General features: G+C 59.5%; 19 protein-coding genes. 14 read left to right on the top strand and 5 right to left on the bottom strand.

Features of this window, described 5'->3' with window-relative positions; translation table 11 throughout:
- Positions 1-257: 257 nt before the first annotated feature.
- The 4 genes from secA (at position 258) to ACS4NR_RS15280 (ending at position 6,067) form a co-directional block, all read left to right on the top strand.
- A complete protein-coding gene (gene secA / locus ACS4NR_RS15295; RefSeq protein ID WP_115984280.1) occupies positions 258-2,993 on the top strand; it encodes a preprotein translocase subunit SecA in 2,736 nt (911 codons plus the stop codon).
- Between the two features lie 122 nt (positions 2,994-3,115).
- Positions 3,116-4,333 carry a bifunctional glutamate N-acetyltransferase/amino-acid acetyltransferase ArgJ gene (gene argJ, locus ACS4NR_RS15290; protein WP_456017797.1) on the top strand — a complete coding sequence of 406 codons (1,218 nt, stop codon included), beginning with the start codon at positions 3,116-3,118 and terminating at the stop codon, positions 4,331-4,333.
- A 160-nt stretch (positions 4,334-4,493) separates the two neighbouring features.
- Positions 4,494-5,126: a glutathione S-transferase family protein gene (locus tag ACS4NR_RS15285; protein WP_443534178.1), complete on the top strand. Its 633-nt coding sequence runs from the start codon at positions 4,494-4,496 to the stop codon at positions 5,124-5,126.
- Positions 5,123-6,067: a Nudix family hydrolase gene (locus ACS4NR_RS15280; protein ID WP_456017796.1), complete on the top strand. Its 945-nt coding sequence runs from the start codon at positions 5,123-5,125 to the stop codon at positions 6,065-6,067. The genes ACS4NR_RS15285 and ACS4NR_RS15280 overlap by 4 nt, the downstream gene beginning before the upstream one ends.
- 123 nt (positions 6,068-6,190) lie before the next feature.
- Here the strand turns inward: ACS4NR_RS15280 and ACS4NR_RS15275 are convergent, their stop codons facing one another.
- The 3 genes from ACS4NR_RS15275 to ACS4NR_RS15265 are packed head-to-tail and all read right to left on the bottom strand — an operon-like array spanning position 6,191 to position 9,778.
- The gene (locus tag ACS4NR_RS15275; protein ID WP_027612526.1) at positions 6,191-6,775 is read right to left on the bottom strand and encodes a cob(I)yrinic acid a,c-diamide adenosyltransferase; all 585 of its coding nucleotides are present in this window, start codon (positions 6,773-6,775) and stop codon (positions 6,191-6,193) included.
- A gap of 3 nt (positions 6,776-6,778) precedes the next feature.
- Positions 6,779-8,815 carry a sensor histidine kinase gene (locus ACS4NR_RS15270; RefSeq protein ID WP_456017795.1) on the bottom strand — a complete coding sequence of 679 codons (2,037 nt, stop codon included), beginning with the start codon at positions 8,813-8,815 and terminating at the stop codon, positions 6,779-6,781.
- A gap of 45 nt (positions 8,816-8,860) precedes the next feature.
- Positions 8,861-9,778 (bottom strand): putative 2-dehydropantoate 2-reductase, encoded by a 918-nt coding sequence (locus ACS4NR_RS15265; RefSeq protein ID WP_456017794.1) that lies wholly within the window; start codon positions 9,776-9,778, stop codon positions 8,861-8,863.
- 140 nt (positions 9,779-9,918) lie between these two features.
- Here ACS4NR_RS15265 and ACS4NR_RS15260 point away from each other — a divergent pair, with 140 nt between their 5' ends.
- Both ACS4NR_RS15260 and ACS4NR_RS15255 read left to right on the top strand, forming a co-directional pair.
- Positions 9,919-10,404, top strand: coding sequence for a YajQ family cyclic di-GMP-binding protein (locus ACS4NR_RS15260; RefSeq protein WP_003227548.1), 486 nt, complete (start codon positions 9,919-9,921; stop codon positions 10,402-10,404).
- A gap of 150 nt (positions 10,405-10,554) precedes the next feature.
- Positions 10,555-11,397, top strand: coding sequence for a mechanosensitive ion channel family protein (locus tag ACS4NR_RS15255; protein WP_041068538.1), 843 nt, complete (start codon positions 10,555-10,557; stop codon positions 11,395-11,397).
- 116 nt (positions 11,398-11,513) lie between these two features.
- Here the strand turns inward: ACS4NR_RS15255 and ACS4NR_RS15250 are convergent, their stop codons facing one another.
- Positions 11,514-12,878, bottom strand: a complete 1,365-nt coding sequence (locus ACS4NR_RS15250; RefSeq protein ID WP_456017793.1) for an OprD family porin — start codon at positions 12,876-12,878, stop codon at positions 11,514-11,516.
- Between the two features lie 893 nt (positions 12,879-13,771).
- On the opposite strand from ACS4NR_RS15250, the gene ACS4NR_RS15245 reads away from it, so the two are divergent.
- Together ACS4NR_RS15245 and ACS4NR_RS15240 are read left to right on the top strand one after the other, a co-directional pair.
- Positions 13,772-14,197, top strand: a complete 426-nt coding sequence (locus ACS4NR_RS15245; RefSeq protein WP_456017792.1) for an HIT domain-containing protein — start codon at positions 13,772-13,774, stop codon at positions 14,195-14,197.
- Positions 14,198-14,200: 3 nt separating this feature from the next.
- On the top strand, positions 14,201-14,407 hold the full coding sequence (locus tag ACS4NR_RS15240; RefSeq protein WP_007962092.1) for a SlyX family protein: 207 nt from the start codon (positions 14,201-14,203) through the stop codon (positions 14,405-14,407).
- 72 nt (positions 14,408-14,479) lie between these two features.
- Here ACS4NR_RS15240 and ACS4NR_RS15235 read toward each other — a convergent pair whose 3' ends face one another.
- Positions 14,480-15,082, bottom strand: coding sequence for a cold-shock protein (locus ACS4NR_RS15235; RefSeq protein ID WP_027612531.1), 603 nt, complete (start codon positions 15,080-15,082; stop codon positions 14,480-14,482).
- A gap of 310 nt (positions 15,083-15,392) precedes the next feature.
- On the opposite strand from ACS4NR_RS15235, the gene ACS4NR_RS15230 reads away from it, so the two are divergent.
- The 6 genes from ACS4NR_RS15230 (at position 15,393) to ruvC (ending at position 20,178) form a co-directional block, all read left to right on the top strand.
- Entirely contained in the window at positions 15,393-15,863 is a 471-nt protein-coding gene (locus ACS4NR_RS15230; RefSeq protein WP_007912745.1) for a Dps family protein, read from the top strand.
- 186 nt (positions 15,864-16,049) lie between these two features.
- A complete protein-coding gene (locus tag ACS4NR_RS15225; RefSeq protein ID WP_456017791.1) occupies positions 16,050-16,385 on the top strand; it encodes a ribbon-helix-helix domain-containing protein in 336 nt (111 codons plus the stop codon).
- A gap of 133 nt (positions 16,386-16,518) precedes the next feature.
- On the top strand, positions 16,519-16,740 hold the full coding sequence (locus ACS4NR_RS15220) for an FmdB family zinc ribbon protein (protein ID WP_003227532.1): 222 nt from the start codon (positions 16,519-16,521) through the stop codon (positions 16,738-16,740).
- Positions 16,741-16,840: 100 nt separating this feature from the next.
- Complete coding sequence (gene aspS / locus ACS4NR_RS15215) at positions 16,841-18,616, top strand: aspartate--tRNA ligase (RefSeq protein WP_003227530.1); 1,776 nt, start codon at positions 16,841-16,843, stop codon at positions 18,614-18,616.
- Between the two features lie 129 nt (positions 18,617-18,745).
- Positions 18,746-19,492: a YebC/PmpR family DNA-binding transcriptional regulator gene (locus ACS4NR_RS15210; RefSeq protein ID WP_003227527.1), complete on the top strand. Its 747-nt coding sequence runs from the start codon at positions 18,746-18,748 to the stop codon at positions 19,490-19,492.
- A gap of 158 nt (positions 19,493-19,650) precedes the next feature.
- Complete coding sequence (gene ruvC, locus ACS4NR_RS15205) at positions 19,651-20,178, top strand: crossover junction endodeoxyribonuclease RuvC (protein WP_007951206.1); 528 nt, start codon at positions 19,651-19,653, stop codon at positions 20,176-20,178.
- Positions 20,179-20,268: the final 90 nt, after the last annotated feature.

Genomic DNA, 20,268 nt, shown 5'->3' with positions numbered 1-20,268 from the left:
ACCACTCGCCCATTGCTTTTGTCCCTGCTTTGCTCATTAAATCAACGACTAACTTCTTTCCCTTATGGGTTGAAGTTGAGCAAAACGCCCCTATTTTAAGTGAGCCCCGTCAAAGCGCAGTGCCAGCATCGTGGAATATCGCCACTTTCCTCACCACCGTTTCCGGGTAGAATGCTCGTTCGCATGCGGCCATGAGGGCTGCACGGGCGACTCACGGGGCCGCCCTCCATCCCTTTAGTGTGGAAGATCCTGCCGATATGTTTGCGCCTTTGTTAAAGAAACTTTTTGGAAGCAAGAACGAGCGTGAAGTCAAACGCATGCTCAAGACGGTGCAGCTCGTCAATGCCTTCGAAGAGCAAATGGTGGCCCTTTCGGACGATCAATTGCGTGCCAAGACCAACGAGTTCAAGGCCCGTATCGCCAAAGGGGAATCCCTCGACAAGCTGTTGCCTGAAGCCTTCGCGGTCGCCCGTGAAGCGGGCAAGCGCGTCATGGGCATGCGCCACTTCGACGTTCAGTTGATCGGCGGCATGACCTTGCATGAAGGCATGATTGCCGAAATGCGTACCGGTGAGGGTAAAACCCTCGTGGCCACCCTGGGTGTTTACCTCAACGCGCTGTCCGGCAAGGGCGTGCACGTTGTAACCGTGAACGACTACCTGGCCCGCCGTGACGCCAACTGGATGCGTCCGCTGTATGAATTCCTCGGCCTGACCGTCGGCGTCGTGACGCCGTTCCAGCCGCCGGAAGAGAAGCGCGCCGCCTATGCTGCCGACATCACCTACGGCACCAACAACGAATTCGGTTTCGACTACCTGCGCGACAACATGGCGTTCAGCATGGAAGAAAAATTCCAGCGCGAACTCAATTTTGCCGTGATCGACGAAGTCGACTCCATCCTCATCGACGAAGCCCGTACCCCGCTGATCATTTCCGGTCAGGCCGAGGACAGCTCCAAGCTGTACATGGAGATCAACAAACTGATCCCGCAGCTGGAACTGCACGTCGAAGAAGTCGAAGGCCAGGTCACCAAGGCCGGTCACTACACCATCGACGAGAAGACCCGTCAGGTCGAACTCAACGAAGCCGGTCACCAGTACATCGAAGAAATGCTCACCGGCGTCGGCCTGCTGGCCGAAGGCGAGAGCCTCTACTCGGCGCATAACCTGGGCCTGCTGACCCACGTCTATTCGGGTCTGCGTGCGCACAAACTGTTCCACCGCAACGTCGAATACATCGTGCAGGACGGTCAGGTCGTACTGGTCGACGAACACACCGGTCGTACCATGCCGGGTCGTCGTCTGTCCGAAGGCCTGCACCAGGCCATCGAAGCCAAGGAAGGTCTGAACATCCAGGCCGAGAGCCAGACTCTGGCTTCGACCACGTTCCAGAACTACTTCCGTCTGTACACCAAGCTGTCCGGCATGACCGGTACCGCTGACACCGAAGCGTTCGAATTCCACCAGATCTATGGCCTGCAGGTCATGGTCATTCCGCCGAACAAACCGTTGGCGCGCAAGGACTACAACGACCTGGTGTTCCTGACCGCCGAAGAGAAATACGCGGCGATCATCAACGACATCAAGGAAGGCATGGCCCAGGGCCGTCCGATCCTGGTGGGCACCGCGACCATCGAAACTTCCGAGCACGTGTCCAACCTGCTCAACAAGGAAGGCATCGAGCACAAGGTGCTGAACGCCAAGTTCCACGAAAAAGAAGCGGAGATCATCGCGCAAGCCGGTCGTCCGGGCGCCCTGACCATCGCCACCAACATGGCCGGTCGTGGTACCGACATTCTGCTGGGCGGTAACTGGGAAGTGGAAGTTGCGGCGCTGGAAAACCCGAGCCCCGAGCAGATCGCCCAGATCAAGGCCGACTGGCAGAAGCGTCACCAGCAAGTGCTGGAGTCCGGTGGTCTGCAGGTGATTGCCTCCGAGCGTCACGAATCCCGTCGTATCGACAACCAGCTGCGTGGCCGTGCCGGCCGTCAGGGCGATGCCGGTTCCAGCCGCTTCTACCTGTCGCTGGAAGACAGCCTGATGCGCATCTTCGCCTCCGATCGGGTGAAGAACTTCATGAAAGCCCTGGGCATGCAGCCGGGCGAAGCGATCGAGCACCGCATGGTGACCAACGCGATCGAGAAGGCGCAGCGCAAGGTGGAAGGTCGTAACTTCGACATCCGTAAACAACTGCTCGAGTTCGACGACGTCAACAACGAACAGCGTAAAGTGATCTATCACATGCGTAACACGTTGCTGGCCGCCGACAACATCGGTGAAACCATCGCCGATTTCCGTCAGGACGTGCTCAACGCCACCGTCAGCGCGCACATTCCGCCGCAATCGCTGCCAGAGCAGTGGGACGTTGCCGGTCTGGAAGCGTCGATTGCCAGCGACTTCGGGGTCAAACTGCCGATCCAGCAATGGCTCGACGAAGACGATCACCTGTACGAAGAGACCCTGCGCGAGAAGCTGATGGTCGAGCTGATGGCAGCGTACAACGAGAAAGAAGATCAGGCCGGTGCCGAAGCACTGCGCTCGTTCGAGAAGCAGATCGTTCTGCGCGTGCTGGACGACCTGTGGAAAGACCACCTGTCGACCATGGATCACCTGCGTCACGGTATCCACCTGCGTGGCTACGCCCAGAAGAACCCGAAGCAGGAATACAAGCGCGAGTCGTTCACGCTGTTCTCCGAGCTGCTGGATTCGATCAAGCGCGACTCGATCCGTGTGCTGTCGCACGTTCAGGTGCGCCGCGAAGATCCGGAAGCCGAAGAGCAACGCCTGCGTGAGGAAGCCGAAGCACTGGCCGCGCGCATGCAGTTCGAACACGCCGAGGCCCCTGGTCTGGAGCAGCCGGAAGTGCTGGGTGAGGAGGTCGATGTGGCCCTCGCCACCGCGCCGGTTCGCAACGAGCAGAAGCTGGGTCGCAACGAACTGTGCTACTGCGGTTCGGGCAAGAAATTCAAGCATTGCCACGGGCAGATCCAGTAACTCCCGTTTCAATCGCTGAAATACCCGCGCCGCGACCGGCTCCTGCCGTCGCGGCGTTTTGCCATTTACACCACCGCCATCCCTGTGAGCGGTGCTGACATCATTGAGTAAGGAGCGCATTCATGGCTGTTGGTCTTGGTCCTTTGCCAACGTTGCACCCGGTTGCCGGTTTTGAACTCGGTATCGCCTCGGCCGGCATCAAGCGCCCCGGGCGCAAGGATGTGGTAGTGATGCGCTGTGCCGAAGGTTCGACCGTGGCCGGTGTGTTCACGTTGAACGCCTTTTGCGCCGCGCCGGTGATCCTGGCGAAAAAACGCGTGCAGAACGACGTGCGTTACCTGCTGACCAACACCGGCAACGCCAACGCCGGTACCGGTGAGCCAGGCCTGGCGGCTGCCGAGCGCACCACCGCCAAACTGGCCGAGCTGACCGGTGTCGATGCCAGCCAGATCCTGCCGTACTCCACCGGCGTGATCGGTGAGCCGCTGCCGGTCGAGAAAATCGAAGGCGCACTGCAAGCGGCGCTGGATGATCTGTCGGAAAACAACTGGGAAGCCGCCGCCACCGGCATCATGACCACCGACACCCTGCCCAAGGGTGCCAGCCGCCAGTTCCAGCATGACGGCGTGACCATCACCGTCACCGGTATCAGCAAGGGCGCGGGCATGATCCGCCCGAACATGGCGACCATGCTCGGCTACATCGCCACCGACGCCAAAGTCTCCCGCGACGTGCTGCACAACCTGATGCTCGACGGTGCGAACAAGTCGTTCAACCGCATCACCATCGACGGCGACACCTCGACCAACGACTGCTGCATGCTGATTGCCACCGGCAAGGCCGCGCTGCCGGAAATCACCCATGCCGAGGGCGAGCTGTTCAACAAGCTGAAACAGGCGGTGTTCGAAGTGTGCATGGACGTGGCCCAGGCCATCGTGCGTGACGGCGAAGGCGCGACCAAGTTCGTGACTGTTGAAGTCAACGGCGGCGGCAATCATCAGGAATGCCTCGACGTCGGTTATACCGTGGCCCACTCGCCGCTGATCAAGACCGCGCTGTTCGCCTCCGACCCGAACTGGGGCCGTATTCTGGCGGCTGTCGGCCGTGCCGGCGTGCCGGATCTGGATGTGAGCAAGATCGACGTGTTCCTCGGCGACGTGTGCATCGCCAGCCGTGGCGCGCGCGCAGCGACCTACACTGAGGCACAGGGTTCGGCGGTGATGCAGCAGGAAGAGATCACCATCCGCATCGAACTGGGTCGCGGCGACTGCAGCGAAACCATCTGGACCACCGACCTGTCGCATGAGTACGTGAAGATCAACGCCGAGTACCGCACCTGATTTAATCTGAGACCGAGTCGCCGCCATCGCGAGCAGGCTCACTCCTACAGTAGATTAGTGAACGACACGGATCCCCTGTAGGAGTGAGCCTGCTCGCGATGGCGACTAATCAGGCACCAAGAATTCCAGCCTGATCCTCCTGACGAAAAGGCGCCACACCATGTCCCTGCACCTGATCATCGGCGACAAACTGCTTTCCTCCTGGTCCCTGCGCGCCGCCCTGGCGCTGGAACTGACCGGCGCTCCCTACAGCGAAGAACTGATCAAGCTCGGCAAGCCCGACACCCGCGAGAAGCTGCTCAAGCATTCGCCGACCGCCAAGGTGCCGTTGCTGCAAACTTCTCGCGGCACCATCGCCGACTCTCTGGCGATCGCCGAATACCTGGCCGAACAGTTCCCGTCCGAACAGCTCTGGCCAGCCGACCTGTTCGCCCGTGCCCAGGCGCGATCCGCCTGCGCGCAGATGCACAGTGGCTTCTTCGCTATGCGCAATCACATGCCGTTCAACCTGAGCCACGACGCACCGCTCAGCCCGGTGCCGCCGGAAGTGAAGGTCGATATCGAACGCATGCTCGCGCTGTGGGCTGAATGCCGCGCTGCCGCCACGGAGCCAGGGCCGTATCTGTTTGGCCGGGTGAGCCTGGCCGATGCGTTCTTCGCACCGATTGCCGTGCGCCTGCGGACTTACCAGGTGCAGTTGCCGGCGGTTGATCAAGCCTATGTTGAAACCGTCTACCAATGGCCGGCCTTCAAGGCGTGGCAAAAGGCTGGACTGGAGGAGTTGAATCCGTGAAACGCGTACACGTCGCGGCTGCCGTCATTCGTGACGGCAGTGGCAAGATCCTGATCGCCCGCCGTGCCGACACCCAGCATCAGGGCGGCCTGTGGGAATTTCCCGGCGGCAAGGTCGAGGCTGACGAATCGGTCGAAAGCGCCCTGGCTCGCGAACTCCAGGAAGAGCTGGGCATTGTCGTTGGCGCCGCGCGTCCGCTGATCAAGGTTCGCCACGATTACCCGGACAAGCAGGTGTTGCTGGATGTCTGGGAAGTGTCGAGCTTCAGCGGTGAACCGCATGGCGCCGAAGGCCAGCCATTGGCCTGGGCGACCGCCAAGGATCTGCTGAACTACGAGTTTCCGGCCGCCAATCAGCCGATCGTTGCCGCCGCGCGCCTGCCTGGCGAATACTTGATCACCCCGGAAGATCTGGAAGCCCCGGCTTTGCTGCGCGGCATTCAGAAGGCGATTGCCGGCGGGATCAAACTGATCCAGCTGCGCGCGCCGAACGGTTATGACCCGAAATACCGCGATCTGGCGGTGGATGCAGCCGGTCTGTGTGCCGGCAAGGCGCAGTTGATGATCAAGGGCCCGTTCGAATGGCTCGGCGATTTCCCGTCGGCCGGTTGGCACATCACCGCCGCACAACTGCGCAAATACGCCGAAGCAGGGCGGCCGTTGCCGCCTGAGCGCTGGTTGGCGGCTTCGTGCCACAACGCTGAAGAACTGGCACTGGCCGAGCAGATGGGCGTGGATTTCGTCACCCTGTCGCCGGTTCAACCAACCTTGACCCACCCGGATGCGCAGCCATTGGGCTGGGAGCAGGCTTCGACGTTGATCGAGGGCTTCAGCAAGCCGGTGTTCTTGCTCGGCGGGGTCGGCCCGGCGGAGCGCGAGAAGGCCTGGAGTGTCGGGGCTCAGGGTGTGGCGGGGATTCGCGCGTTCTGGCCAGAAGCTTGATTATGTTGTGAGGCTGATGGCCTCTTCGCGAGCAAGCCCGCTCCCACATTTGACTGCATTCCAACTGGATGAATGCAATCAACTGTGGGAGCGGGCTTGCTCGCGAAGGCGTCCTTACAGGCGCTATATATCTGAAGGCTTCGCCGCCGGTTGCCACAAGATCTCGGCAATTCCCTGCCGCCGCGCAATCAACCTTGCGGCCACGAACAACAGATCCGACAGCCGATTGATATACGCCAAACCAACCCCGGCCAACGGCTCGATCGCGTTCAAGTGCTGACAACGGCGCTCGGCACTGCGCGCCAGACTGCGGCACACATGGGCCTGGGCAATCAGCATCGAACCGCCGGGCAGAATGAAATTCTCCAGCGGCCCCAATTCCTCGTTCCACACATCAATCGCCGCTTCCAGACGCTCGATTTCTGCCGTGTTCAGCGCCTGATACTCCGGCATCGCCAGCTCTCCGCCGAGATCAAACAGACGATGCTGACAAGGCGCGAGCACGTCGATCAGTTCATTCAATCCCGGGAATGCCTCACGTTCGGCGATCAATCCGGCCAGCAGCACACCGACTTGACTGTTCAGCGTATCGACTTCGCCAATCGCTTCGATGCGCGGGTGATCCTTGGGCACGCGGCGGCCATCGCCCAGGCCGGTTTCGCCTGTGTCACCGGTGCGGGTGTAAATTTTCGACAAGCGAAAGCCCATGGGTTACCTCGGTAGTTGATTGGTTTCGGCGGCGATGGCCGCCGGTTGGGTCAGTGGCAGGCGCAAGGTGAAGCAGGTGCCCTGGCCCGGCGCGGATTGCACTTCCATCTGCCCTTTGTGGTTGTTGGTGATGATGAAGTACGACACCGACAGCCCCAGCCCTGTGCCCTGGCCGATTTCCTTGGTGGTGAAGAACGGCTCGAAGGTGCGTTTGCGCACGTTCTCGCTCATGCCGATGCCGTTGTCCTCGACCTGAATCTCGGCCCATGGCGGATTGAGTCTGGTGCGCAGGATGATCCGCCCCGGCTCGCTGTCATCTTCGCGCTGATGAATGGCTTGCGCGGCGTTTTTCAGCAGGTTGAGCAGCACTTGTTCCAGTTCGTTGGCGGTGCCCGGCACCGGGCCGAGCGCCGGGTCGAACTGGCGGATGATCGCCTGGCCCTTGAAGTCGAAACCGATTGCCAGATCGAAGTCGTTACCGGCAATTTCCACCGCCTGATCAATCAGCGCCGGCAGATCGCAGGGGGCCATTTGCCTAGTGCTGCGGCGGCTGAAACTGAGCATGTGCGTGACGATTTTTGCCGCCCGCGCGCCGGCCTGCTGGATGCCGTCGAGCAGTTTCGGCACTTCGCGGCTTTGCAGGTAACGGTTGACCGTGTCCAGTTCGATGCCGAGCTGTTCAGCGGTTTCGAGGTTCTTCGGCAGATCTGCCGACAGTCGCCGCCGAATGTTCTGCACGTTGTGCAAAATCGCGCCGAGCGGGTTGTTGATCTCATGGGCCATGCCGGCGGCGAGGCCACCCACCGAGAGCATCTTCTCCGACTGCACCATCATTTCTTCCAGCGACAGGCGCTGAGTGATGTCGTCGATCCGGATCACCACACCGCGCCCGGCACCGCCCATCAGCGGGTAGAACGTCAGGGCGTAATGCTTGGGTTCGTCATCCTTGAACCAGGTCACCCGCTCGATCTTCGCCACCGTGTGCTCTTCCACAGTCTGCTTGAGTTGCGGCAGAAACGGCTTGAGCGGTTCGAAGGCGAGGAAGATCGGCTGGTTCAGCGCTTCATCCAGGCGCGTGCCGGAGAGGGCGCTGGCCTCCTGGTTCCACTGGGTCACGTAGAGCTGCTCGTCGAGGGCGATCAGCGCCGAGGGCATGGAGTCGATGATGCTGTTGAGGTAGTTCTGGAAGCCGGTGAGCTTCTTCTCGATCTTGCTCCGCACCTGGACTTCCAGCTCCAGCTTGCGGTTGGTGTGACGGGTTTCTTCGGCCAGACCCTGCGCCTGATCGTAGGCGGCCTGCGAGTCATCGCGGGCGCGCTTGAGCTGCTGCTCGCGGGCTTCGATGCGCGAGAGCATGGTGTTGAACGCCTCGGCGAGGCTGCCGATTTCATCGTGGTTGCCGCGTGAGGCGCGCAGGGCATAGTTCTCTTCACGGGTGACCTGACGCGACAGCTCTTCCAGTTCATGAATCGGGCGGGTGATCAGGCGTTTGATCTGTCGCGCAATCACCAGCCACAGCAGCACACTGAAAATCAGGATGCCGAGACTGGCAGTCAGGGTGCCGGTGTAGAACGCCATCGGCAGTTCGCTGCTGGCGACCAGCAGCAAGTGCCCAGGCGCGGTGCCGGGGCGGGGCAGGGTGATCAACTGGTTGCTGCGAAACTCGGTGAGTTGCCAGGCTTCGACGTGTCGATAACGTTCCGGCAGATTGAGCTTGTCGCCACGCTGCACCTGAGCGAGACGGTCACCCTTGCCGTCATACAGCGCTGCTGCGCGCAGCGGCGAATAACTGTCGAGCTCCTTGAGCAGGCGTTCGGCGCTTTGCGGCGACTCGAGGGCTTGCGCGACCAGGCTCGGGTTGGAGATCAGCCGGCCGATGGTCTGCAGGGCTTGCGGCGCCATGCTTTCCTGGGAGATGTAATAGGCGGCGCTGATAAAGGTCAGGTTGGCGACCAATAGCACAGTGGTCAATAACACCAGCAGGGCGGCCAGCAGTTTCTGGCCGACCGGCAGGTTTTCAAGGCGCTGGCGCAATGGCATCAGGTTTATCGCAGCAAAGGAACAAGTGGCCAGCGTAGCCGCTGCTCAGTCGCTGGGCAATCCAAGGCTGTGCAGATGGCCGACCAGACGCTGCTGCAATTGAGTGAGGTGCGGCAGGTTGAGTTGATGACGGGTGGCGACTTTGCAGGCGTGGCCCAGCAGGTAGCTGATTTCGGTACGGCGGCGGTTGGCCACGTCCTGATACATCGACGAGTAATTGGCTGCTGTGGCGTGGATCACCCGTTCGACTTCCTGCTGCAGATTGACCGCGGCTGCCGGTTGACCGCAACGCTCCAGCAATTCGACAAGTTCCGCGCACAGCGTGGCGACTTCGCATTGATGCTGCTCAAGCCCGCCGTTACGGCAATCGTGGAGCACGGTCAGCGGATTGATCGCGCAATTGAGCGCCAGTTTGCGCCACAGCCGGGTGAGGATGTCGGTGCTCCATTCATGGGGGATTTTTGCCGCCTCAAGATCGTCCAGCCAGATCGGCGCCACCGGATGGCCGGCATCACCCAGCCAGGTGAAACCGTGGCCGGCAAACACCACGCGCCAGTCGCCGTCGCGGAACGCACCTTCGGTGCTGGAAGCGCTGATGCAGCGTGCCTGCGGAACGCGTGCCGCCACCGCGTCCTGACTGCCGAGGCCGTTCTGCAGCAGGATCAGCTCGGCATCTGCGCTCAGGCGCGGGGCGAGGCGGGCGACGGCGCTTTCGGCGTCATAGGCCTTGCAGGCGACCAGCAGGCGGCGGATCGGTTCCGGGTCGTCGGCCGTTTGCGCGGGGATGGCATAGGTAGTGGCTGCGCCGTGTTCGACCAGCGTCAGACCGCCGGCCGCCTGATAGCTGCGCAAGCGCTCGGCATCACGCACGATCAGGCGTACCGGCAGACCGGCCCGCGCCAGGCGCGTGGCCCACAGGGTGCCGAGGCTGCCGGCGCCGAGAATGTGCCAGGGGGTGGACATCAGTTTTTCACTCGGTAAGGTACTGGCATGCAAGGCTCGCCGTATCGGTGGGAAAAGACCCGTTATAATGAGCCGGATTTTAACCGCAAGCCAAGCGCGCTCCCTCCTGATCGAGCGCGCCTTTTTATTGGAGAGATTACATGCCGTCGTTCGACGTGGTATCCGAACTGGACAAACACGAGCTGACCAACGCGGTCGAGAACGCCGTGAAGGAGCTCGATCGTCGTTATGACCTGAAAGGCAAAGGCAGCTTCGAGTTCAAGGAAAAGGACCTGACCGTCAATCTGACCGCTGAAGCCGGGTTCCAGCTGGAAGCGATGATCGAGATCCTGAAGCTGGCCCTGACCAAGCGCAAGATCGATGTGCAGTGCCTTGAAGTCAAAGACGCTTACGCCTCGGGCAAGCTGATGAAGCAGGACGCGATCCTCAAGGAAGGCATCGACAAGGAGCTGGCGAAGAAAATTGTCGCGCACATCAAGGACGCCAAGCTCAAGGTGCAGGCCGCCATTCAGGGCGAGCAGGTACGTGTGACCGGCAAGAAGCGCGATGACCTGCAGGAAGCCATTGCGGCCCTGCGCGCCAAGGAATTCGGCATGCCACTGCAGTTCAACAACTTCCGCGACTAAGTCCGGTCAGATGGCTGTGGGAGCGGGCTTGCTCGCGAAAGCGTTGTGTCATTCAACAATGAGTTGCCTGACACAACGCTTTCGCGAGCAAGCCCGCTCCCACTTTTTATATGTGTACAGCCCGGGTAGCCGGAAATCAGGAGATGGAAGATGGATTTGAATGCTGAGGTAGACAACCTGGTCAAGGCGTCCCAGGCGTGGATTCCGATGATCATGGAATACGGCAGCCGCGTGCTGCTGGCGGTGATTACCCTGGCGATCGGCTGGTGGTTGATCAACAAGGTCACGCAAAAACTCGGCGGTCTGCTGGCCCTGCGCAATGCCGACCTGGCGCTGCAAGGCTTTATCAGCAGCTTGGCGAACATCATCCTCAAGGTGCTGCTGATCGTCAGCGTCGCCTCGATGATCGGTGTGGAAACCACCTCGTTCGTGGCTGCGATCGGTGCGGCTGGTCTGGCGATCGGCCTGGCATTGCAGGGTAGCCTGGCGAACTTCGCCGGCGGCGTGCTGATTCTGCTGTTCCGTCCATTCCGTATCGGTGACTGGATCGAAGCGCAAGGCGTGGCGGGTACTGTCGACAGCATCCAGATTTTCCACACCGTGCTGCGTACCGGTGACAACAAGACCATCATCGTCCCGAACGGAAATCTGTCGAACGGCATCATCACCAACACCAACCGTCAGCCAACCCGCAAAGTGGTGTTTGATGTGGGTGTGGATTACGAAGCGGATCTGCAGAAAGCCCGTCAGGTGCTGCTGGATCTGGCCAAGGATGAGCGCGTGTTGCAGGACCCTGCACCACAAGCGGTCATTTCGACATTGGGTGACAGTTCGATCACTGTTTCTCTGCGTGTCTGGGTTAAAACTGCAGACTATTGGGATGTGATGTTCATGTTTAACGAACAGTCGCGTGATCGTTTAAAGACTGCCGGTATTGATATCCCGTTTCCACAGCGTGTGATTCGTGTGGTTCAGGAAACAGCCACACAATGATAGGTTGCTAATTAAATGCCTGACTTGTTGGTCAGGCATCTATTACAAGTGACAGGCAATAAAAAGGCCCATCCGAAGATGGGCCTTTTTTATGCTTTCAAACTAACCACTGACGATTACAAGATGTTCAGTGGGTATTCGGTGATCAGGCGGAACTCTTTAACGTCGCCTTCGCCCTGGTCGGCGTTGGCAGTGTGCCAGGCTTGACGGATGCGGAACGACAGATCTTTCGCTGGGCCAGACTGAACAACGTACTTGGCTTCGAAGTTGGTTTCGTGGTGTTTGCCATCTTCACCGTAGAGCGGTGCGCCAGTGCTGGTGCGGTATTGGCTGTTTGCAGCCAGACCGGTACCGTCGATATCCCAACCTTTGACGTAACGAACCATGAAGCTCAGGCCTGGTACGCCGTACTCGGCCATTTTCAGGTCGTAACGGGCTTGCAGGGATTTCTCGCCTGGACCGTTGAAGTCAGAGTACTGGATGGAGTTGGCGAGGAAGATCGAGTCGCCGCCACGGTTGTTCTTGCCCACGCCGACGTAGTCGAACGGGGTATCGCCGTTAACCTTCTGGAAGGCCAGGGTGAAGGTGTGTGCCTTCAGGAACGACAGCGCGGTTGCCAGGGAGAAGGCAGTGTTGCTGATGTCACCTGCCAGCTTGTCACCGGTATCGGTGGTGCGGTAGATGTTGAAGTCAGTGTTCAGCGAAGTGTCGCCACCGAATGGGGTGGTGAGGTTCACGTTCGCGTAGTACTGGTTCCAGACGTCTTCCAGCTTGGCACCGTAGAGCGATGCGCTCAGGTTGTCGGTGATGCCGTATTTGCCGCCGAAATAGTCGATCGAATTGGCTTCTACGCCAGCGTAGTTCGCATACAGGCCGCCGTTACGGGCGTTTTTGTCCTGGCTGGTCGCCGAGTAGAAGTGACCGGCTTCGAGGTCAAGGTCTTTGACTTCGCTGCTCTGCAGCTGGAAGCCGCTGGCAGTTTGCGGAATGATACGGGAGCCGCCAACTGCGAACACAGGAGCAGTACTTGGCTGCTGGTCGCCGACTTTCAGTTCGGTTTTGGAGATGCGGAATTTAATGGCAGCGCCGGCTTTGCCTTGGCTGTCATTTACGTCGCGAGCGCCGTTGTTCGGATTGACGACATCGCTACGGCTCATGTTGCCCGACCCGGAGGTACCGTCACCGCCGTCCAGTTTGAGAGCCAGGTAGCCGAAAGCGTCAATACCTACGCCGACAGTACCTTGGGTGTAACCGGAGTTGAAATTGGTCAGGAAACCCTGGGTCCAGTCCTTCTGGTCAGCGCCACCGTTCTTGTTGTCGCGGTTGAAGTAGTAGTTCTTCAACGTTTCGGTGAGTTTTGCATCTTCAACGAAACCTTTGGCTTCTGCCTGGTCACTAACAAACGGGGCGGCCGTAGCCAACTGAGTACTGGCGGCTGCAGCAACTGCCAGTGCGATCATGCTCCACTTCATCACGCGCATCGTGATTTGCTCCTTTGGTTTTAGAAGAGTACTGCCGTCCCACCTGTTTTATTATCTGGGCGGCTCTTTCTTTTTGTGTCGGCGCAAACTTATATCACGCCGACAATGTTGGCGATACTTGCACATACAACCTTTCGTGTTCTTTACGACGACGTCGCAAACAGCTGGGTTGATGTCGCAAATTCACAGTACCCATGCAGCCGGGCTGACAACTTTATCGCTGTTTCTGGGCCTTTTTGCATCGGTAAAAAAGAGTCCCTGGCAAAACACTTGAATCTCCATTGGGGCAACCCTGCCACCGTGTTTGGTTGGTCTCAAGCTGCCACTTCCGGTGGTGCGCTTATAGACCATGTGTGTCTCAATGCAACAAGCGTGCACAAAGTGCAGGGTTGCTACGTTTATTTTTCTGAACACCTGTCTGTAGCCGTAAAAACCGCATAAAAGCAGGGGTTCAAGCCCTTTTGTATCAGGGGCTTGACGCACACCTTTGCATCGTGTTGTCACGTTCGCGCAGGGGCGTGACAGCCAAAAACGTTACCGGTTCACCCCGTCAGTGAGTATTTGGCGGATGCCCGACGCACTGAGCGTAGACGCACTGTGCGGTTTTGGTGCAAAAAATTTACAGGCTGTACCGGATTCATACAGCTGCGGTGCTTCTGCTGTCAGGTGATTCAGGCTGTTCGGGTATTTGCTCGTGTTCGAAGCCGGCCCTGGCACCGCAATGGTGCGCAATCGTTTTAAATGTCTCTTGTCAGGGCCGTGGAGGCCTGACCCTGCACTGCATCGTGAAGCCCGACGCATTCGCAGGTATGCTGCCTGCCTGTCGCTTGGTGCGTTACCCGTCGGGGATGGGCGCTAAGCTGAATTGTGTAGATCAGCCGGGAGTGCACGCAGTGTTTGCTTTAGATTCAAGACTTCAACAGGACACCCTGCCCATCGGTGACTTCCCGTTCTGCCGGCTGCTGCTGTCCAACGATGCCAATTACCCGTGGTTCATCCTGGTACCGCGCCGCGACGATATCAGCGAGTTGTTTCAATTGGATGTCGCCGACCAGCAGCAGTTGTGGCAGGAAACCACGGCGTTGGCCGAGTTGCTCAAGGATCTGTTCGACGCTGACAAAATGAACGTCGCGACGCTGGGCAACGTTGTCAGCCAGTTGCATATGCATGTGATCGTGCGCAAGCGTGACGACGCGGCATGGCCGGCGCCGGTCTGGGGCAAACACCCGGCCAAACCCTACAGCGCCGAGCAGGTAGCGGCCATTCGTGAGCGGCTGCGTGTGGTGCTGACCGAACACTTCACGTTTCTGGAGGGTTGAACCATGAACCTTGAAGAACGCGTTACCGATCTGGAAAGCCGCCTGGCTTTTCAGGATGACACCATTCAGGCGCTGAACGACGAGCTGGTGGCGCAGCAGCGGGTGATCGAGCGCCTGCAACTGCAAATGGCGGCGTTGCTCAAGCGTCAGGAAGAGATGGTCGGGCAGTTCGATTCGTTCGAGGAAGAGGCGCCACCACCGCATTACTGATGCCAACACGTTTATGCAGGCGTAAAAAAACCGCGAGCAGCCTGGCTGCTCGCGGTTTTTTATTGCCTTGGATCAGCGACGCGGCAGGGCGGCGATCACGTCCTCGGCTTGCAGGCCTTTGTCCCGGTTCATCACCGAGAACTCCACGCGCTGGCCTTCGACCAGTACGCGGTGGCCTTCGCCACGGATTGCACGAAAGTGCACGAAAATATCATCGCCGGAATCCCGGGAGATGAAGCCGAAGCCTTTGGACGTGTTGAACCACTTGACGGTACCGGTATCGCGGTTGCTCATGTCATAGGTAGTCGGTGCGGCGGCCGGTGAAGACTTGTAGAAGCTGATGGCCAGATGCAGGACCACGGCAACCAGGGCAATCACCAGGCTGAACAGCACAGCCGGTTGACCGGCGATGACAGGCATCGGTGCGATCAGGGTCAGGGTTTGCAGGACGACAGTCAGCACGAGAAGAGCGCTGACCAGATTTTGCAGATGCTGGCGCGGGCCTTTGTTCCAGTAAGGAATCACTGGAGCGATGACCAGGTTCAGCAGGCCGAAAAAGGCCAGGTAAAGTGCATCGGGTTGTTGCAGGTAAGGAACGGCTTCGGATTTCAAGCTAGGTATGAACGACAGCAGCAAAGCCGCTGCGCCCATTAGCAGGTGGACGATTTTCAACATTTTGATTGGCTCACGTTATGACGGCTCACAAGGAAGAGCTGAAGGCGCACGGTTCGCTTCGGAAACAATAAAGAGGCGTTGGACACGTGCCCGGCATCAGCCTATGCGCGAAACCCCGAAAAATGGGGCGTAGCGACACACTGCCTATTTAACAGCAAAGCCTGCAGCTACTCAAATCACCCCGGCCAGCGGCACGTGCCCGGTCGATTTGTCGCATGGCGAGTGAAGATTGACGGCTGCGAGGTGGCGGCTGTCTTGCTAGAGTGGGTCTGCACCTGTTGGATGAATTCAATCGCCTTAGGGGGTAAACATGGCAATCGATATCGGTATCAGTGAAGAAGACCGCAAGTCCATCGTCGAGGGGCTGTCGCGGCTGCTGTCGGACACCTACGTGCTGTATCTGAAAACCCATAACTTCCACTGGAACGTCACCGGTCCCATGTTCAGGACCCTGCATCTGATGTTCGAAGAGCAATACAACGAGCTGGCGCTGGCGGTGGATCTGATCGCCGAGCGTATCCGCGCTCTGGGTTTTCCTGCGCCGGGTGCCTACGCGACTTACGCGCGTCTCTCCTCTATTAAAGAAGAAGTCGGGGTGCCAAGTGCCGAGGACATGATCAAGCAGTTGGTCGACGGCCAGGAAGCGGTCACTCGCACCGCTCGCGGCATCTTCCCGCTGTTGGACAAGGTCAGTGACGAGCCGACGGCCGACTTGTTGACCCAGCGTATGCAAGTGCATGAGAAGACTGCGTGGATGCTGCGCGCGTTGCTCGAGGCCTGATAATGCGGTGCGCGGACTTCCGCAGGTGTGGATGTCCGCGTGCTGTTGCAAATCTTACTGAACATGTCGGCTTATCCTACGTTGCTGGGCAACTAGTCATCTGGCGCTGACTTTGCGTCTGCGTTTTTATGAAGGCACAGGATGTTGTCTTTATAAAAGCAGCGATGACAAAGGAGTGTCAGCGATATGGTAGAGGGAGACAGGCGATGCGAGCGTCTCGGTTCGCAACGGGAAATGAAGGTCGATCCGTTCGTCAGCGATTTCGATTTTGAGCTGATCCGGCCGCTGGCAAGGTCAGTGCGTTTGAACGGCTTTGCCACTTGCTTGAGGCTCGAGCAGGTTTACTGGAACATTCTTGGTGACATGGCCGGGCACAACGGCTGTTCGGTCAGCACGCTGCTGTCACATGTGGACCGCGAAGTGCACCTGCGCCACGGCGGGGTGAAAAACTTCAGTGGTCTGGTGCGGGTGGTGTGCGTGATGAATGGCCTGCGCGGTACCCCGGCGGCCGTCATGCCCTGAACGGGCAATACTTGAAATGACGTGGCGGGCTGTGCAGTCTTACGGCTGCACAGCCCGCATTTAATGGATATAATCCCGCTCTTTCGCCGCAAAGCCCTGCGCGCGGTGGCAATCTGATCGCCGAGACACCCCCATGCCGATGTACGATTATCAATGTGCTTCCTGTGGTCATCAGTTGGAAGCCATTCAAAAGATCAGCGAGGCACCGCTGGTCGACTGCCCTGCCTGTCAGGCGCCAGAGCTCAAGAAACAGCTGTCCATGCCGGGTTTTCGCCTCAGCGGCAGCGGTTGGTACGAAACCGATTTCAAGACCGGAGCCAAGAAGAATCTGGCCGGTGGCGACAAATCTGACTAGGGTTCACACCCATGTCGAACGACACGCGTGAGATTTCGCAGTGCTTGAGTGCGACGGGATCTCCACCGAATTTCGAATTACGAGAAGCGAAACCACTACCATGATGCGCAGCCATTATTGCGGCCAACTGAACGAAAGCCTGGAAGGCCAGGAAATTACCCTTTGCGGATGGGTTCACCGTCGTCGCGACCACGGCGGGGTGATTTTCCTCGATATCCGTGATCGTGATGGTCTGGCGCAGGTGGTGTTCGATCCGGATCGCGCCGAGAGCTTCGCCGCCGCCGATCGCGTGCGCAGCGAATACGTGGTGAAGATCACCGGCAAGGTGCGTCTGCGTCCGGCCGGTGCGACCAACGCCAACATGGCGTCGGGCATGATCGAAGTGCTGGGCTACGAGCTGGAAGTGCTGAACGAGTCGGAAACCCCGCCGTTCCCGCTCAACGAATACTCCGACGTCGGCGAAGAAACCCGCCTGCGCTATCGCTTCCTGGACCTGCGTCGTCCGGAAATGGCCGAGAAGCTGCGTCTGCGTTCGCGCATGACCACCAGCATCCGTCGTTTCCTCGACGAGAACGGCTTCCTCGACGTGGAAACGCCGATTCTGACCCGCGCTACCCCGGAAGGCGCCCGCGACTACCTGGTGCCGAGCCGTACTCACGCCGGGTCGTTCTTCGCGCTGCCGCAATCGCCTCAGTTGTTCAAGCAACTGCTGATGGTTGCCGGTTTCGACCGTTACTACCAGATCGCCAAATGCTTCCGCGACGAAGACCTGCGTGCCGACCGTCAGCCTGAGTTCACTCAGATCGACATCGAGACCAGCTTCCTCGACGAAAAAGACATCATGGGCCTGACCGAAGGCATGATCCGCAACCTGTTCAAGGAAGTGCTGGATCTGGAATTCGGTGAATTCCCGCACATGACCTTTGAAGAAGCCATGCGTCGTTACGGTTCCGACAAGCCGGACCTGCGTAACCCGCTGGAACTGGTCGACGTTGCCGATCAACTCAAAGAAGTCGAATTCAAGGTGTTCAGCGGCCCGGCCAACGATCCGAAGTGCCGTATCGCTGCACTGCGCGTTCCAGGCGGGGCGAGCATGCCGCGCAAGCAGATCGACGACTACACCAAGTTCGTCGGCATCTACGGTGCCAAGGGCCTGGCGTACATCAAGGTCAACGAGCGCGCTGCCGGTGTTGAAGGTCTGCAATCGCCGATCGTGAAAAACATCCCTGAAGCCAACCTGAACGTGATCCTCGATCGCGTCGGCGCGGTTGACGGCGACATCGTGTTCTTCGGCGCCGACAAGGCCAAGATCGTCAGCGAAGCCCTGGGCGCGCTGCGTATCAAGCTCGGCCACGACCTCGACCTGCTGACCTGCAAGTGGGCGCCAATGTGGGTCGTCGACTTCCCGATGTTCGAAGAAAACGACGACGGCAGCTTCTCGGCGCTGCACCACCCGTTCACCGCACCGAAGTGCTCCCCTGAAGAGCTGGAAGCCAATCCGGCCGGCGCTTTGTCCCGCGCCTACGACATGGTGCTGAACGGCACCGAGCTGGGTGGCGGTTCGATCCGTATCCACCGCAAGGAAATGCAGCAAGCGGTGTTCCGCCTGCTGGGTATCAATGAAGCGGAACAGGAAGAGAAGTTCGGCTTCCTGCTCGACGCACTGAAGTACGGTGCACCGCCGCACGGTGGTCTGGCCTTCGGTCTGGATCGTCTGGTGATGCTGATGACCGGCGCCCAGTCGATCCGTGAAGTGATCGCTTTCCCGAAAACCCAGAGTGCTGCGGACGTCATGACGCAAGCGCCGGGTGTGGTGGATGCCAAGGCACTGCGCGAGCTGCACATTCGTTTGCGCGAAACGCCAAAGGCTGAGTAAGACGGGCCTGAAGGCGCATCTTCGGATGCGCCTTTTTTCTTTCTATAGAGAGCAGGTCGAGATTTTTTTGTTTGCTGGCCACTGCGTGAGCGGGGCGGGCAACGTTTCAAAGAGAATTCGGAGCGAGTTATGGCAGGTCATTCCAAGTGGGCGAACATCAAGCACCGCAAAGAACGTCAGGATGCCAAGAGAGGCAAGATCTTCACCAAGTGGATCCGCGAGCTGACCGTTGCGGCCCGTCAGGGCGGCGGTGATCCCGGTTCCAACCCGCGTCTGCGTCTGGCCCTGGACAAGGCCCTCGGCGCGAACATGAGCCGCGACATCATCGATCGCGCCGTGGCCCGTGGTGCCGGTGCGACCGAAGCGGACAACGTTGAAGAGCTGACCTATGAGGGGTACGGCCCGGGCGGCGTGGCGGTGATGGTCGAGTGCATGACCGACAATCGCAACCGTACCGCAGCGGCCGTACGCCATGCGTTCAGCAAGTGCGGCGGCAACCTTGGCACCGACGGCTCGGTCGCCTATTTGTTCGAGCGCAAAGGGCAGATCAGCTTCGCCCCGGGCGTTGACGAAGACGCCCTGACCGAGGCGGCGCTGGAAGCCGATGCCGACGATGTGGTCAGCCATGAAGACGGCTCGATCGACGTGTTCACCTCGTTCACCAGCTTCTATGCGGTGCGTAACGCGCTGGAAGCAGCGGGTTTCAAGGGCGACGACGCGGAAATCGTCATGCAGCCGACCACCAGCGCCGAGCTGGATCTGGAAGGCGCGGAGAAGGTGCTCAAGCTGATCGACATGCTCGAGGATCTGGATGACGTGCAGAACGTCTACTCCAACGCGGACATTCCGGAAGACGTGGCCGCTCAGCTCGGTTAAGAGCGACTAGGCTTCAATGTGGGAGCGGGCTTGCTCGCGAAGGCGGAGTATCAGCAAGCATCAATGCTGAATGACATACCGCTTTCGCGAGCAAGCCCGCTCCCACATTGGTTATTCGCTGTTCTGAATTTCCTGTTTTTACCGACTCCGCAGGCGTTATGACTTTAATTCTGGGTATCGACCCCGGCTCGCGCATCACCGGTTACGGGATTGTTCGCGATACCGGACGCGGCGGCTGCATTTATGTCGCCTCGGGCTGCATCCGTACCGGCGCCGGTGAGCTGCATGAGCGGCTGCAGATCGTTTATCGCGGCGTGCGTGAAATCATTCAGACCTATGGCCCGGTGACCATGGGCATCGAAAAAGTGTTCATGGCGAAAAACGCCGACTCGGCGCTCAAGCTCGGGCAGGCTCGCGGCGCGGCGATTGTGGCTGGTGCCGAGGAAAGCCTGGAGATTGCCGAATACACCGCCACCCAGGTCAAGCAAGCCGTGGTCGGCACCGGCGCCGCCAATAAAGAACAGGTGCAGATGATGGTCATGCACATGCTCAAGCTGACCAGCAAACCGCAGATCGATGCCTCGGATGCCCTGGCCATTGCCATTTGTCACGCGCACACCCGTTCCAGTCTGCTGCCGCATGGCCTGGGTACCGCACGCAGTCGTGGCGGGCGCCTGCGTCTCTGATAGCATCAGCAATCATTTTTGCGGAATGCGGATTTCGCGCCTGGGTCGTCGGCCCGATTCCCGCCTTCCATCTGTCGCCAGCCCACGGCT

Source organism: Pseudomonas sp. JQ36 (assembly GCF_053851495.1).
The sequence above is the reverse complement of the archived record's forward strand: the minus strand, read 5'-3'. Positions and strand labels throughout refer to the sequence as shown.

What these genes read in the sequence shown, in the direction of transcription:
- ACS4NR_RS15265 (WP_456017794.1), bottom strand. Translation starts at nt 9,778, where the DNA reads ATGTCCACCCCCTGGCACATTCTCGGCGCCGGCAGCCTCGGCACCCTG.
- ACS4NR_RS15240 (WP_007962092.1), top strand. Translation starts at nt 14,201, where the DNA reads ATGAACCTTGAAGAACGCGTTACCGATCTGGAAAGCCGCCTGGCTTTT.
- ACS4NR_RS15255 (WP_041068538.1), top strand. Translation starts at nt 10,555, where the DNA reads ATGGATTTGAATGCTGAGGTAGACAACCTGGTCAAGGCGTCCCAGGCG.
- ACS4NR_RS15220 (WP_003227532.1), top strand. Translation starts at nt 16,519, where the DNA reads ATGCCGATGTACGATTATCAATGTGCTTCCTGTGGTCATCAGTTGGAA.
- ruvC (WP_007951206.1), top strand. Translation starts at nt 19,651, where the DNA reads ATGACTTTAATTCTGGGTATCGACCCCGGCTCGCGCATCACCGGTTAC.
- ACS4NR_RS15225 (WP_456017791.1), top strand. Translation starts at nt 16,050, where the DNA reads ATGGTAGAGGGAGACAGGCGATGCGAGCGTCTCGGTTCGCAACGGGAA.
- argJ (WP_456017797.1), top strand. Translation starts at nt 3,116, where the DNA reads ATGGCTGTTGGTCTTGGTCCTTTGCCAACGTTGCACCCGGTTGCCGGT.
- ACS4NR_RS15210 (WP_003227527.1), top strand. Translation starts at nt 18,746, where the DNA reads ATGGCAGGTCATTCCAAGTGGGCGAACATCAAGCACCGCAAAGAACGT.
- aspS (WP_003227530.1), top strand. Translation starts at nt 16,841, where the DNA reads ATGATGCGCAGCCATTATTGCGGCCAACTGAACGAAAGCCTGGAAGGC.
- secA (WP_115984280.1), top strand. Translation starts at nt 258, where the DNA reads ATGTTTGCGCCTTTGTTAAAGAAACTTTTTGGAAGCAAGAACGAGCGT.
- ACS4NR_RS15235 (WP_027612531.1), bottom strand. Translation starts at nt 15,082, where the DNA reads ATGTTGAAAATCGTCCACCTGCTAATGGGCGCAGCGGCTTTGCTGCTG.
- ACS4NR_RS15270 (WP_456017795.1), bottom strand. Translation starts at nt 8,815, where the DNA reads ATGCCATTGCGCCAGCGCCTTGAAAACCTGCCGGTCGGCCAGAAACTG.
- ACS4NR_RS15285 (WP_443534178.1), top strand. Translation starts at nt 4,494, where the DNA reads ATGTCCCTGCACCTGATCATCGGCGACAAACTGCTTTCCTCCTGGTCC.
- ACS4NR_RS15250 (WP_456017793.1), bottom strand. Translation starts at nt 12,878, where the DNA reads ATGCGCGTGATGAAGTGGAGCATGATCGCACTGGCAGTTGCTGCAGCC.
- ACS4NR_RS15230 (WP_007912745.1), top strand. Translation starts at nt 15,393, where the DNA reads ATGGCAATCGATATCGGTATCAGTGAAGAAGACCGCAAGTCCATCGTC.
- ACS4NR_RS15275 (WP_027612526.1), bottom strand. Translation starts at nt 6,775, where the DNA reads ATGGGCTTTCGCTTGTCGAAAATTTACACCCGCACCGGTGACACAGGC.
- ACS4NR_RS15260 (WP_003227548.1), top strand. Translation starts at nt 9,919, where the DNA reads ATGCCGTCGTTCGACGTGGTATCCGAACTGGACAAACACGAGCTGACC.